Here is a 12,219-nt window from a genome sequence, read left to right as displayed (position 1 = left end):
GGATCACCAGCGTCATCCCGTTCCGCTCCAGGGTGACGGTGGTCTTGCCCGGCCGCGTCTCCCCGTGCTTGCAGATCGCACACTTCATCGTCTCCTCCTCTTAAAATCGTCTTCCCACAAAGCCGGGTTCGGTTCATAGATTAAGCTCTCAGACATCGAACCCCAACCCCTTCAGGTTCTTGCGGATTTCTTCTTCCAGCTTCTTTGACTCGGCGAACTGCGCGGAAAGCTCCTTTGTAAGCCGCGCCATCTTCTCCTCGAACGGCTCGCCGTCGTCTTCGGTCGGCGGGGCGCCGAACTGTGGGGACAGGCACGTCTCCGCTTCGCTCCGCTTGAGCCAGTCCTCTTTCCCCTGCCACAGGGTCTGCTCGAAGCCGAGCGTCGCGCCGTTTGCGCTCTTCACGGACTTCCTCCGGCCCATCATGTCCCCCGTTCAAAACAAAACGCCCCGTGGGCGTTCCTCCCCGGGGCTGCACCAAACCCTGCGCACGAATCTTGCACCTTCAATCTCACTTTGTAGGCTATTCCCTCCTGATTGCTCAGCTATTATACATGATATCCCGCAGCGTTGTGAAGGATGATTCTTCGTTCAAGGAGAGTGAGATTCCTCTCACTTCTAGACGAGCACGTCCGCTTGCGCCGGAGGCTCACATGTCCTGTACACTCTCCCCGGGCGCGAGCTTCCCTACGTGATCTTGAGCCAGATCTTTCGATGGCGCGGGCCGTCGAACTCGCACAGGAATATCCCCTGCCAGGTCCCGAGGCGGAGCCTTCCGCCCTCGATCGCAACCTGCAGGGAGTTCCCGACCAGGGTCGCCTTGATGTGCGCCGGGGCATTCCCCTCGGCGTGTGTCCAGCCCCGGTTCTGGGGGGCGAGGGCGTCGAGGGCGGTGAGGATGTCATGTGCTACGGACGGATCGGCGTTTTCGTTGATCGTAAGGCCAGCGGTGGTGTGGGGACAGTAGATGAAGCAGAGGCCGTCGGAGACACCGCTTTCAGAGACCGCACGCTGGACGAGGCCGGTGATCTCGACGAATTCGGTCTTCCGATGTGTGGGGACCGGAAGCTCCAACATCATTCCTCCTTCGCGGTCAGCGCCTGTTCGAGCGCTGCCTTCAGCCCTTCCTTGTCGGTAATCCCCTGCACCCGCAGGATGATCTCCTGGTGTCCGTTCCCCTCCGCCCCGCGGGCGAGGGAGACGAGCCGGACGTTGTGGTCGCGGAGGACGCCGATGACTGCGTACAGATCGCGGGGATCGGATTGGACCCGCACTGTGAGCCGCGTCCCTTCAAGGCCGATCCCAAGCGCCTGCGCCAGGGCACGCAGGATCTCGGATTGGGTGATCACCCCCACCAGCTTCCCTTCCTCCACCACCGGGAGGAGGACGAGCCGGTTGGAAAGCAGGATCAGAGCCGCCTTTTCCAGCGTGTCCGTGGGGGCGACGGAGAAGTTGGCGGGGAAGCATGCCTCCCCCACCGGTTTCTCCCAGTCCGACACCTCTTTCAGCGATCCTTTGGTGATGAACCCGGTGAGCTCGTGCGCAGCACTGGCGACAAGGAGGATCCCAAACCCGTTTTCCTCCATCACCCGCTTCGCCTCCCCGAGGGTCGCCTCGGGGAGGACGGTCACCGGGTCGTGGTGCATGTAGCGGCCGACGTTCATTCGCCTTCCTTCTGCGCTCGGGCCACGATCTTCTCCTGGATATTGGCCGGCACAGTCTGGTACTTGAGGAACTCCATCTGGAACGTCCCCCGCGCTTGGGTGAGCGACTTGAGGTCGAGGGCGTAGCTCTGCAGCTCGGCGAGTGGGACCTCGGCCTTGATCACCGTGGTCCGCCCTCCGGCGGGCTCCATCCCGAGGATCCGCCCGCGACGCCCGTTCAGATCGCTGACGATGTCTCCAGTGAAGTCCTCCGGAACCTTAACCTCAAGGGCCATGATCGGCTCGAGGAGGCACGGGTTCGCCTGATCGTAGGCGGCACGGAACGCGTTCCGCGCGGCGAGCTTGAACGCAAGCTCGGAGGAGTCGACCGGGTGGAAGCTCCCGTCGAACACCGCCACGAGAACGTCGGTGACCGGGTACTTCGCGAGGTTCCCCTCCTCCATCGCCTCGATCACTCCCTTCTCCACCCCGGGGATGTACTGACCCGGGATCGCCGCGCCCTTGATCTCGTCGACGAACTTAAATCCCTCTCCCCGCGGAAGCGGCTCGATCCGCAACACGACCTCACCGAACTGTCCGCGGCCGCCGGTCTGCTTCTTGTGGCGGTACTTGGCGGTCGCCTTCTTGCGGATCGTCTCCTTGTACGGGATCTCCGGCTGCTTCGTCTCCAGCGACACGTTGTACCGATTCTTCAGCCGCTCGATGAACACGGAGAGGTGGACGTCCCCCATCCCCCACAGGATCAGCTCCTTGGTGACTGGGTCGCGCTCGACGCGGATCGTCGCCTTGGTTCCACCCAGCTCTTTCAACGCGCTGCTCATCTTCTCCACGTCGGCCTGGCTCTTGGGGACGATCGCCCGCGAGAAGATCGGCTTGGGGAACGCCGGCATCGGGAACGGCTCCGCGTCCGGGCTTGCGGCCAGGGTGACGCCGAGCTCGATGTTATCAAGCTTCCCGATCGCCACGATCTCGCCGGCCTCGGCCGCGGGGACGCGCTTCTGCTTCGTCCCTTCGAACGAATAGATGTCACGGATCTCCACCTTGTTCCCGCCCTTGAGCTCGACGAGGTGGGATCCCTCCTTGATCGTTCCCTCGAGGACCCGCACGTAGGTGAGCCGGCCGAGGTAGGGGTCGGTGGCGAGGTTGAACACCACCGCCCGGGGCGGGGCGCTCGGGTCGACGGCAGGAGCAGGGACCATGTTCAGGAACGCATCCATCAACAGGTCGATCCCCTTCTCCTCCAGCCCGGAGGCGGAGAAGACCGGGATGAGCGACCCGGCGGCGATCCCCTGGCTGAGGGTGGAAGCAAGCTCAGCGGTACTGATCTCCTCCTCCTCGAGGAACTTCATCATCAGCTCGTCATCGATCGAGGAGATCTCCTCCACCAGGTAGCCGCGATGCTCCTCCAGGGCGGCGGAGAGGGCATCCGGGACGTCCTTCTTCCCCTTGTCGCCAAAGTAGATCGCCTTTCCGGCGAGGACGTCGACCACTCCGACGAACTTCCCGCCCTCGATGATCGGAATCTGGAGGACGAGGAACTTTCCGCCCTCGAAGTGCTCGCGCAGCTCTCCAAGGACCTTGTCGAAGTCGATCCCCTTGTCCAGGTGGTTGATCAAAACGGCGGTCGGGCGACCGGCCGCGCCGGTGAGCTCCCACGCCCGCTCGGTGACGACCTCCACTCCCTTCTCGCCGTTTATCACGATCAGGTTCAGATCAGCGACCGGGACCGCCTTGACCATCTCCTCGATGAACTCGTCCCCGCCCGGGGTGTCGATGAGGGTGAAGGTAGTCCCCTTGTAGGTGTACGCCCCGAACCCGAGGTCGATGGAGTAGCCCCGTTCCTTCTCCTCCTGGGAGGAATCAAACGCAATCTGATCCTTTATTCCGCCTTTCTTCAGCAGCGAAGTGGCGAGGGTGGTTTTGCCGGAGCCGGAATGCCCCAGCAGGCTGATGTTCCTCGCTTGCCCCATGTCTTTATCCCCCTTACGTGATTGAAGAATACCCTGGCAGTATAACAATCACCACCGGTCTGAGCAAGAAACACACGTGCGTTGCGCCTCGTGCGCCATCGGACGCGTTGCGCCCGTGCCGGTGAGGGCTTATCCTTCTTCTACGGCGAATCAGGGAGGGGAAAGATGGAGCGGATGTTCCTCCTCGGGGACGAGGCGGTGGCACAGGGGGCGCTCGACAGTGGGATCTCGGGGGCGTACGCCTATCCCGGGACCCCATCGACGGAGATCCTGGAGTACGTCCAGAGGATCGCGCCGGCATCGATCCACTCCCGCTGGTCGACCAACGAGAAGACCGCGCTCGAGGCGGCACTCGGGATGAGCTACGCCGGGAAGCGGGCGCTGGTGAGCATGAAGCACGTCGGGTTGAACGTCGCCGCCGATCCGTTCATCAACGCCGCGATCTCCGGGGCGAACGGTGGTCTTCTTGTCGCCGTCGCCGACGATCCGTCGATGCACTCCTCGCAGAACGAACAGGATTCCCGGTTCTACGCCGACTTCGCCGGGGTGCCGTGCCTCGAGCCGTCCGACCCGCAGGAGGCGTACGACATAGTCGGCTACGGGTTCGAGCTGTCGGAGAGGTATCGCATCCCGGTCCTCGTCCGGCTGGTGACCCGCCTCGCCCACTCCCGCGCTCCGGTGGAGCGGAAGAAAGCGCGGGAGGAGAATGGACTCCGGCTTCCGGAGGACTCGCGCCGGTTCGTGCTCCTCCCGGCGAACGCGCGGCGGAACTACTCCCGGCTCGTCGAGCTGCAGGACGCCTTCACTGCCGCAAGTGAAGAGAGCCGGTTCAACCGACTGTTCCCTGGGGCCGACCGCACCCTCGGGATCATCGCCGCCGGGCTCGGGTACGCCTACGTGCGCGAGCTCTACCCGGACGAGTTGCCGCATCCCCTCCTCAAGATCTCCCAGTATCCGCTCCCGCGGGAAGCAGTGAAGGAGCTCATGGAATCGTGCGACGAGGTGGTGGTGATCGAGGACGGATACCCGTTCATCGAGTCGCGCCTGCGCGGGCTGTTCGGGAATCCGCGCGTGCACGGGCGGCTCGACGGGAGACTGCCCCGCATCGGGGAGCTCACCCCGGAGGCGGTGGCCGCGGCGCTCGGGATCGAGATAAAACCCGCGTTCGCGCCGGGAGATCTCGTCGCCCCACGCCCGCCTGCCCTGTGCCCGGGCTGCCCCCACGCCGACACGTTCCGCGCACTGAAGGAGGCACTCGGCGACCGCGGGCGGGTCTTCTCCGACATCGGATGCTACACCCTCGCCGCCCTCCCGCCGTACGAGGCGGTCGACACCTGCATCGAGATGGGAGCGTCGATCGGGATGGCCAAGGGGGCGGCCGATGCCGGGCTGCATCCGGCGGTGGCGGTGATCGGGGATTCGACCTTCACCCACTCCGGGATCACCGGGCTTCTCGATTGCGTTCAGGAGGGAACCCCGGTGACGGTCGTCATCCTCGATAATCTGACGGTGGCGATGACCGGAGGGCAGCCGTCGCAGGCGACGGACCGGCTGGAGTCGATCTGCCGCGGGCTCGGGGTCGATCCGGATCACATCCGGGTGATCACCCCGATCGGGCCACGGCATGAGGAGAACGTGCAGGTGTTGCGGGAGGAGATCGATCACCCGGGGGTATCGGTCGTGATCGCGCGGCGGGAGTGCGTCCAGACCGCAGCGCGGCGGGCGCGAAGGAGGGCGAAATGAGGCGGGAGATCGTCCTCGCCGGGGTCGGAGGGCAGGGGCTACTCACCCTCGCTGCGGTGATCAGCCGCGCCGCCCTCGACCAGGGGCTGTTCGTCAAGCAGTCCGAGGTGCACGGGATGTCGCAGCGGGGAGGGGCGGTGGAGTCGCACGTGCGCATCTCCGACCGGAAGATCCATTCCCCGGTCATCCCCAAGGGGAGGGCCGACCTGATCCTGGCGATGGAGCCGATGGAGGGACTGCGCCATCTGGAGTACCTCGCTCCGGAAGGGGCGATGGTGGCCAACTCGGTCCCGGTGAAGAACATCCCCAACTACCCGGACGAAGAGGAAATCCTGGCGGAGATCCGCTCCCTCCCGCGCCACCTCCTGCTCGATGCCGTGACGATCGCACGGGAGATCGGATCGCTCCGGAGTGCGAACATCGTCCTCCTCGGGGCGGGAGCGGAGTTCATCGGCCTTCCGGAGGGGGCGCTCGTCCGGGCGATCGAGGAGCTGTTCGGGAACAGGAAGGAACTGGCCGAGGTGAACCTGGAGGCGTTCCGCCGCGGCCGCGCCGCCCGCTAGGCGAGCTTTCCCCCGTGCCGGTAGGGGCGGGTCTCGTTGTAAGCCATCTTCGCCGTGATCGCTCCTTCGATGTCGAGCCCGGCTCCGCCGGCGAAGTCGAGGAGCCGGATGACCACGTCGGCGAGCTCCTCCTCGAGCTTGGAGTAGCCCGGGATCTTGTCGCTTTCCGGGTTTCCCTCCCGGTACGCCTCCATCGCCTCGGCGAGCTCGGTCACCATCAGCATCAGCACCTCCCCCACCGGTCGGGACTCCTCCCACCAACCGTGCTCCACCGCAGTGCGGTGCACCTTCTCCTGGATCTCGGATATCCGCATCGATCCCCTCCTTTCGCGGGCAGGGTACACCGCCGTGTCCCTGATGACAACCGTTGCGTTTGTGCGCGGGCCGGGCTAGACTTCTTCCCAAGGAGGGATGGATATGAAAAAGCTCACGCTTGCGGTCTTAGTGGCGGTGCTCGTCGTGGGGGCGTTCTCGCTCGTCGCCGCGTTCGGGGATGGCGCGGTCCTCCGCCTCGGGATATTCACCGACCTTCATGCCCACGATATCGACTCGCCCACAGAGGGAAAGTTCATGACCGAGTATCCGGCCCGGCTCACGGCGTGCATCGAGGCGATGAACGCCTGGCCTGCTGATCTGGTAATCGAACTCGGCGACTTCGTGAACGGCAACTTCGTCGTCGGCGCTCCACTGGGCGATCCGGCACGCATCCCCGGCATTTTGGACAAGGCCGAGGCGATCTATGCCCAGTTTGACGGCCCGCGCTACTATGTCCTCGGGAACCACGATGTCTACGACCTGTCCAAGGATGAGTTCCTCTCCCACACCGGGGCCGCCTGGACCTACGGTAGCTTCGACGCTGGGGCGTATCACTTCGTCATCCTCGACGCCCAGTACGATAAGAAGGGGAAGGACCTGTCCCACGCCGGTTGGGTGGTGCAGGGGAACATCCCGCAGGCGGAGCGGGACTGGCTCGCTGCTGATCTGGCACAGACCGACAGGCCGACGATCGTCTGTGTCCACCAGCGCCTCGACGTCGATCACGACTTCCTCTCCGGGGGAGGGCCGGAGATCATCGGGAACAAGCTCGTGCAGGAGATCCTCGAGGACGCAGGGGTAGTGATCGCCGTGTTCCAAGGGCACGAGCATAAGAACGCTCATACCGTCATCAACGGGATCCACTACATCACCTTCGATCAGTTGACCGACGAAGACGAAAGCAAGCCGTCGTGGGCGTACGTCACTCTGGACCCGGCCGCGCGGACGATCGACATCAAGGGTGCAGGAGACCAGGCCGACTGGCACCTGGAGTACTGAGATGCTCGTCGATTTCTCAATTTCGCCGATCGGGGAAGGGGAATCATTAAGCCGCTACGTGGCCCGGGTGTATGAGCTGATCGAGGCGTCCGGCCTGCCGCACGAGTACCACGCGATGGGGACGAACATCGAAGGAGAATGGGATGCCGTGATGGGGCTGATCAAGGCGTGCCGCGACCTGATGCTGCAAGAGGCGAACCGCGTCTCCATTTCGATCCGGATCGACGACCGCAGGGGTGTGACCGACGGGCTCACCCGCAAGGTGCAATCGGCGCAGGAGAAGATGGGATGACGGACAAGCCCCACCCGGTCGTTTACCACCCGATCGGGATTATTCGCTCTCCGTTCAAGACCACCGCCGGGACCCCGATCCAGCCCGCAGGGGCGGAGGGGATCCTAGGGCGGGTGGAGGTGTTCCCGGAATATTCCGCGGGGCTGAAGGACATCGTGGGCTTCTCCCACCTCGTCCTGATCTATCACTTTCATCTCTCCAAGGGGGCCTCGTTGCTCGTGCGGCCGTACATGGACGACGCTGAACACGGGGTGTTCGCCACCCGCGCCCCGAGCCGGCCGAACCCGATCGGCGTCTCGATCGTCCGCCTCGTCGGGGTCGACGGGAGCGTGCTCCATATCAGAGACGTGGACATCGTCGATGGAACGCCGCTTTTGGACATCAAGCCGTACGTCCCTGCGTTCGACGTGCGGGAGGTGGAGAAGATCGGCTGGCTCGCGGAGAACGTGCATAAACTTCCAGAAGCAAAAGACGACGGGAGGTTCACTGGTTGAGAGAAAGATGCAAGGAGGTGGGCATATGTCCGAACGCGTTGTGTTCCGGGCGGAGTTCTTCCGGGAAGGGGATCTTTATGTTGGTCTCGCCCCGGAGCTCGATGTCTCCAGCTTCGGGGAAACCGTGGATGAAGCGAAGCGATCGCTAAAAGAGGCTGTGGAGGCATTTCTTGAAGAATGTGAACGGTTGGGGACTCTCGCTGAGGTGATGGAGGAAGCGGGGTTTAAGAAGCAGGGAGATGGTTGGTTCCCGCGGCAGCCGGTAGCGGCCGAACTTCTCGTCACTGGGTAAGGAGTCAAGCGACCTGTGGTGATAAAGAAGAGCCCGCACGATGTCCCGGTAACTCATATTCTCACAAACCTACGCACAGCAGGGATAAGTCGGGATCGCTTCTTTTCCCTTCTCGATCAGGTGAACTAGTGAGATGCGCATCCACATCGGCTGCTGCGGTTGGAACTACCTGCGCCCGGAGGACGTGGGCGAAGACCGGAATTGGAAACAGCGTTATCCCCATAAGCTTGCGCTCTACGCTGCATACTTCGACCTCGTCGAGGTGAACTCGACCTTCTACCGCCTCCCCCAGGTCAAGACCGCGGCACGTTGGTTCGAGCTCGCCCGCGCGGTCAACTCACGGTTCGAGTTCACGGTGAAAGCGAATCAGGAGATCACCCACCGCGATCGGTTCGCCTCCGAGCGCTCGCTCGCCGCATACGAGCGAACGGCCGCGATCGCCGATGCGTTGGATGCGAAGGTCATCCTGTTCCAGACGCCAAGATCGTTTCACCCGACGGAGGAGAACATCGCCCGCCTGCGCCGGTTCTTCACCGCCGTTGCCCGCCACGGCCGGAGATTCGCGTTCGAGCCGCGCGGCTGGGACGATGAGTCCGTGCAGGCCGTGCTTGATCTCGACCTGATCCACGTGACCGACCCGTTCGCTCGTCTCCCGCTCACCAAGAACACGGCCTACCTGCGCCTGCATGGCGCTCCGCCGGGAGACCGGATGTACCGGTATGACTACACCCCGACCGATCTGCGCCGGCTCGCCGAGCTGATCTCATCTCTCGCTGCGGATGAAGTTTACCTGCTGTTCAACAACGATCACATGTACCAGAATGCCCGCACCTACATAACGCGATTCACGAGCTAGCCCCGTTCGGCAGTGTAATGTGTTTGCGGCTTGCAAGCTCACGGATCGCAGCGAGGGTTCCCGCGGCAACTGCGCGCCCTTTGGCGGCGATGCGCTCTACGACCGCCGGGTCGCCCCGCGGATCGATGTCCCCGAGCTTCGTGCCCTCATCGACGCGGATCCCGGGGTGAAGGAGCCCCCACAGCACTCCACTCACTCCGGCCCGCACCGGAGCCTCATCCACGTAGCCAACGATCTCCCCCTGCTCAACTGCGTCACCGATATCCCTGCAAGTATGGAATACCCCCGCCCGCGGAGCGCGCAGCACCCGTTCTGCTTGGAATCCACCGATGCGGCACGGGATGCCGGTGTTCGGAAGCGCGCTCCCCTCGTAGATCACCCGCCCCAGGCTCGGGCCGCTGTTCGTCTCGATCACCGCATCGGCATGCACCCCGGCGGTGAACCCCGGGCCAAGGCCGATGACGATCGGGGCCTGTCCGATCCGCGTGTCGAGCGCTCGCTTCGCCATCCGGCCATCGATGAGCACAGTAGGAGACAGCTCACGGACGGAGCGTGCATCGGGATCGATCAGCACCGGCACCCCTCCGCGGCGCGCGATGTACTCCCGCGCCTCCCGCACACTCGCCACCAATTTTCCCGGCACCCCCTCCACCTCGCATTCCCCGGAGAAGACAGCGGCGGCGAACGCCACCCGCCGCCGCACGACGAGTGGAGCCGGGAGCTCGAGTACGACCGTGGGATAGCCGGCACGGTGGAGCCGCCACGCCACGGCGGATGCGATCTCGCCTCCGCTGCGAATGACCACCAAGAAATCGTTACTCATCCTCGTCACCGGTTCCCAATCCGTTTTTCACCTTGACCAATTGCGCAAGGATGCTGACCGCGATCTCGCTCGGGCTCTTCCCACCGATTCGCAGCCCGATCGGCATCGTCACCCGGCCTATTCGCTCCTCCGGCACACCAGCGGTGCGCAGTCGCTCGAACACCTCCCGCTTCTTGTTGCGGCTTCCGATCACCCCGATGTATCTCGGCAGTGCATCCTGCTGTAGCACCTGCTTCAACACGGCGAAGTCAGTCACATGGGATCGGGTGACGATAACGACATAGGTTCGGGAATCGAGCGCGGGCAGTCTCCCGAGGAACCCGGGTCCGACCCGGTGAGCCCGCACTCCATGCTGCGTTACCTTCTGGAGCAATTCATCCCGCTCGTCGGCGACCTCCACCTGAAACAGGCCCAAATCATGGGCGGTGCGGGCAAGGCTCGCTCCGATGTGTCCCGCCCCGAAGATCAGCAACCGCGGCAACGGTGCCACCCGCTCGAGGTAAATGGTCCCCCGGGGTGAAGACAACTTGGCGCGGCCCTCCGGGAAGCCAAGCTCGATCGCGGCGCTAATCGCGCCGTCCTCAGCCGGAAATGTGCCCCCAGCCCGCGCTACAACGCTATTTTCAACGATCAACAAGCGGGGAAGCCGCATTTCGTCAGCCATCACTGCGTGAGCGATGACGAACGGCACGCCAGTGGCGGCATGCTCCTCCACCGCGCGGTAGAATTCCTGCTCCTCCGGAACGGGTTGCAGGCGGTAATACAGAACTTTCACCGCGCCGCCGCACACCATCCCAAGGTCGGCAAGGTCGTACTCCACGACCCTCACCTCACCAGGGTTGACTCGTAACGCGTCCGCGGTCACCCGCGCCTCGAGGTCTCCTCCACCGAGGGTCCCCTCGGCCCTCCCGTCCGGATGGACGATCAGCTTCGCCCGCTCCGCCTGGGGAACGGACCCGTGTGTCTCCAACAGATCGGCAATCGTGAACTCCTTCCCCGAAGAAAGGAGCTCCCCCACCCGAGTGTAGAACGTTGTGCTCTTCAAAACAGCATCACCTTAGTCCTATATTATCACGAGTTGCATCTGCGGTCTCGTTTGTGGGAACATACGGCATGAAGAATATCGCCGATCTTCCTAAGTTCGATCTGCACGTTCACCTCGATGGTTCGATGCGGCTCGACACGGTCATTGAGCTGGCAAACGAGCTCCCGGCACGGGTCCGCACCACGCTTCCATCCGATTTGCAGGGCGCGTTGATCCCACCGCCCCGCTGCACGCTCGAGGAGTACCTGCAGGCATTTCGGATCACGGTGGCTGTCCTCCAAACCGAGGAGGCGCTCGCCCGGGCGGCGTACGAGCTGTGCGCCGACGCCGCGGCGGAGAACGTGGTCTACATGGAGATCCGCTTCGCCCCCCTCCTTCATCTGCAGGAGGGACTAACCCCGTCTCAGGTGGTAGAGGCGGTCCTGTTCGGGATGCGGAAAGCGGAAGCGGAGTTTCCGCTTGAGACCGGCTTGATCCTGTGCGGGATGAAGCAGGCTGCGAGCACGGACACGATCGCGACCGCCGAGCTCGCTGCGGTGTACCAGGATCAGGGGGTGGTCGGATTCGACCTCGCCGGGCCAGAGCGCGGCTACCCGCCATCGATCCACAGCGACGCGGTCAAGCTTGCGAAGCAGGCCGGAGTGCACGTGACGATCCATGCCGGAGAGGGCTGCTGCCCGGAACACATCCGGGAGGCGATCGAGCTCGGCGCGGATCGGATCGGCCACGGCGTCTACTTGTATCAAGATCCGGAGACGGAGGAAATCGTTCGCGAAAGGGGAATTCCGCTCGAGGTGTGCCCAACGAGCAACCTCCAGATCTCCGGGGTGATGGACTCCTACTCCGAGCACCCGCTCAAGCGCTACATCGACCTTGGAATACCGGTTACGATCAACACCGACAACCGGCTGATGTCACAGATCACCGTTACCCACGAGCTCGCCGCGGTGGCAGGCGCGTTCTCACTGTCCGAAGAAGAGGTGAAGGCGCTCTTGCTGAACTCGGCGGACGCCGCGTTCGCTCCGGAAGAGATCAAGGCGAAGCTGCGCCAGACAGTGCTCGCTTCCTTTTAGAACAGCCAGGTTGGAACACCGCGTTTGCTCCGAAGAGAACGTGATGCCGCAAAAGAGTAGGTTACCGAAGCGGTAGCCGTTGCCTCAGAATT

14 protein-coding genes and 1 pseudogene are annotated in these 12,219 nt (G+C 63.7%); 8 read left to right on the top strand and 7 right to left on the bottom strand.

The genetic code is table 11. The features are described from left to right. Window positions 1-148: 148 nt before the first annotated feature. The 4 genes and pseudogenes from J7J55_04405 to J7J55_04390 all read right to left on the bottom strand — a co-directional run bounded on the left by J7J55_04405 (window position 149) and on the right by J7J55_04390 (window position 3,632). Window positions 149-280: pseudogene (locus J7J55_04405) on the bottom strand (SAM-dependent methyltransferase). A gap of 405 nt (window positions 281-685) precedes the next feature. Beyond that, window positions 686-1,078, bottom strand: coding sequence for a YjbQ family protein (locus J7J55_04400; GenBank protein MCD6141942.1), 393 nt, complete (start codon window positions 1,076-1,078; stop codon window positions 686-688). Further along, window positions 1,075-1,662 carry a CBS domain-containing protein gene (locus J7J55_04395; protein MCD6141941.1) on the bottom strand — a complete coding sequence of 196 codons (588 nt, stop codon included), beginning with the start codon at window positions 1,660-1,662 and terminating at the stop codon, window positions 1,075-1,077. The genes J7J55_04400 and J7J55_04395 overlap by 4 nt, the downstream gene beginning before the upstream one ends. Next, on the bottom strand, window positions 1,659-3,632 hold the full coding sequence (locus tag J7J55_04390; GenBank protein ID MCD6141940.1) for an elongation factor G: 1,974 nt from the start codon (window positions 3,630-3,632) through the stop codon (window positions 1,659-1,661). Before J7J55_04390 ends, J7J55_04395 begins: the two co-directional genes overlap by 4 nt. Before the next feature lie 165 nt (window positions 3,633-3,797). On the opposite strand from J7J55_04390, the gene J7J55_04385 reads away from it, so the two are divergent. Then, entirely contained in the window at window positions 3,798-5,375 is a 1,578-nt protein-coding gene (locus tag J7J55_04385; protein ID MCD6141939.1) for an indolepyruvate ferredoxin oxidoreductase, read from the top strand. After that, a complete protein-coding gene (locus J7J55_04380; GenBank protein ID MCD6141938.1) occupies window positions 5,372-5,938 on the top strand; it encodes an indolepyruvate oxidoreductase subunit beta in 567 nt (188 codons plus the stop codon). Before J7J55_04385 ends, J7J55_04380 begins: the two co-directional genes overlap by 4 nt. Here J7J55_04380 and J7J55_04375 read toward each other — a convergent pair. Further along, window positions 5,935-6,252, bottom strand: a complete 318-nt coding sequence (locus J7J55_04375) for a hypothetical protein (protein ID MCD6141937.1) — start codon at window positions 6,250-6,252, stop codon at window positions 5,935-5,937. The two genes, J7J55_04380 and J7J55_04375, sit on opposite strands and share 4 nt — an antisense overlap. Before the next feature lie 103 nt (window positions 6,253-6,355). Here J7J55_04375 and J7J55_04370 point away from each other — a divergent pair, with 103 nt between their 5' ends. The 5 genes from J7J55_04370 (at window position 6,356) to J7J55_04350 (ending at window position 9,186) form a co-directional block, all read left to right on the top strand. Continuing rightward, on the top strand, window positions 6,356-7,252 hold the full coding sequence (locus J7J55_04370; protein ID MCD6141936.1) for a metallophosphoesterase: 897 nt from the start codon (window positions 6,356-6,358) through the stop codon (window positions 7,250-7,252). A gap of 1 nt (window position 7,253) precedes the next feature. Then, a complete protein-coding gene (locus J7J55_04365) occupies window positions 7,254-7,544 on the top strand; it encodes an MTH1187 family thiamine-binding protein (protein MCD6141935.1) in 291 nt (96 codons plus the stop codon). After that, window positions 7,541-8,038 (top strand): tRNA (N6-threonylcarbamoyladenosine(37)-N6)-methyltransferase TrmO, encoded by a 498-nt coding sequence (gene tsaA / locus J7J55_04360; GenBank protein MCD6141934.1) that lies wholly within the window; start codon window positions 7,541-7,543, stop codon window positions 8,036-8,038. The genes J7J55_04365 and tsaA overlap by 4 nt, the downstream gene beginning before the upstream one ends. Before the next feature lie 25 nt (window positions 8,039-8,063). Beyond that, window positions 8,064-8,330: a type II toxin-antitoxin system HicB family antitoxin gene (locus J7J55_04355; GenBank protein ID MCD6141933.1), complete on the top strand. Its 267-nt coding sequence runs from the start codon at window positions 8,064-8,066 to the stop codon at window positions 8,328-8,330. Between the two features lie 133 nt (window positions 8,331-8,463). After that, a complete protein-coding gene (locus J7J55_04350) occupies window positions 8,464-9,186 on the top strand; it encodes a DUF72 domain-containing protein (protein ID MCD6141932.1) in 723 nt (240 codons plus the stop codon). On the opposite strand, the gene J7J55_04345 is transcribed toward J7J55_04350, so the two are convergent. Continuing rightward, entirely contained in the window at window positions 9,176-10,009 is an 834-nt protein-coding gene (locus J7J55_04345) for an EF2563 family selenium-dependent molybdenum hydroxylase system protein (protein MCD6141931.1), read from the bottom strand. The two genes, J7J55_04350 and J7J55_04345, sit on opposite strands and share 11 nt — an antisense overlap. Continuing rightward, a complete protein-coding gene (locus J7J55_04340; GenBank protein ID MCD6141930.1) occupies window positions 10,002-11,054 on the bottom strand; it encodes an XdhC family protein in 1,053 nt (350 codons plus the stop codon). The genes J7J55_04345 and J7J55_04340 overlap by 8 nt, the downstream gene beginning before the upstream one ends. A 68-nt stretch (window positions 11,055-11,122) precedes the next feature. Between J7J55_04340 and add the strand changes: the two genes are divergently transcribed. Beyond that, window positions 11,123-12,127 (top strand): adenosine deaminase, encoded by a 1,005-nt coding sequence (gene add / locus J7J55_04335; GenBank protein ID MCD6141929.1) that lies wholly within the window; start codon window positions 11,123-11,125, stop codon window positions 12,125-12,127. Window positions 12,128-12,219: the final 92 nt, after the last annotated feature.

This window comes from Candidatus Bipolaricaulota bacterium, from assembly GCA_021159055.1.
GTDB lineage: Bacteria > Bipolaricaulota > Bipolaricaulia > UBA7950 > UBA9294 > S016-54.
This window is presented reverse-complemented; position numbering and strand designations above follow the sequence as displayed.

Coding starts and splice junctions, on each gene's coding strand:
- J7J55_04400 (MCD6141942.1), bottom strand. CDS start 1,078: ATGATGTTGGAGCTTCCGGTCCCCACACATCGGAAGACCGAATTCGTC.
- J7J55_04395 (MCD6141941.1), bottom strand. CDS start 1,662: ATGAACGTCGGCCGCTACATGCACCACGACCCGGTGACCGTCCTCCCC.
- J7J55_04390 (MCD6141940.1), bottom strand. CDS start 3,632: ATGGGGCAAGCGAGGAACATCAGCCTGCTGGGGCATTCCGGCTCCGGC.
- J7J55_04385 (MCD6141939.1), top strand. CDS start 3,798: ATGGAGCGGATGTTCCTCCTCGGGGACGAGGCGGTGGCACAGGGGGCG.
- J7J55_04380 (MCD6141938.1), top strand. CDS start 5,372: ATGAGGCGGGAGATCGTCCTCGCCGGGGTCGGAGGGCAGGGGCTACTC.
- J7J55_04375 (MCD6141937.1), bottom strand. CDS start 6,252: ATGCGGATATCCGAGATCCAGGAGAAGGTGCACCGCACTGCGGTGGAG.
- J7J55_04370 (MCD6141936.1), top strand. CDS start 6,356: ATGAAAAAGCTCACGCTTGCGGTCTTAGTGGCGGTGCTCGTCGTGGGG.
- J7J55_04365 (MCD6141935.1), top strand. CDS start 7,254: ATGCTCGTCGATTTCTCAATTTCGCCGATCGGGGAAGGGGAATCATTA.
- tsaA (MCD6141934.1), top strand. CDS start 7,541: ATGACGGACAAGCCCCACCCGGTCGTTTACCACCCGATCGGGATTATT.
- J7J55_04355 (MCD6141933.1), top strand. CDS start 8,064: ATGTCCGAACGCGTTGTGTTCCGGGCGGAGTTCTTCCGGGAAGGGGAT.
- J7J55_04350 (MCD6141932.1), top strand. CDS start 8,464: ATGCGCATCCACATCGGCTGCTGCGGTTGGAACTACCTGCGCCCGGAG.
- J7J55_04345 (MCD6141931.1), bottom strand. CDS start 10,009: ATGAGTAACGATTTCTTGGTGGTCATTCGCAGCGGAGGCGAGATCGCA.
- add (MCD6141929.1), top strand. CDS start 11,123: ATGAAGAATATCGCCGATCTTCCTAAGTTCGATCTGCACGTTCACCTC.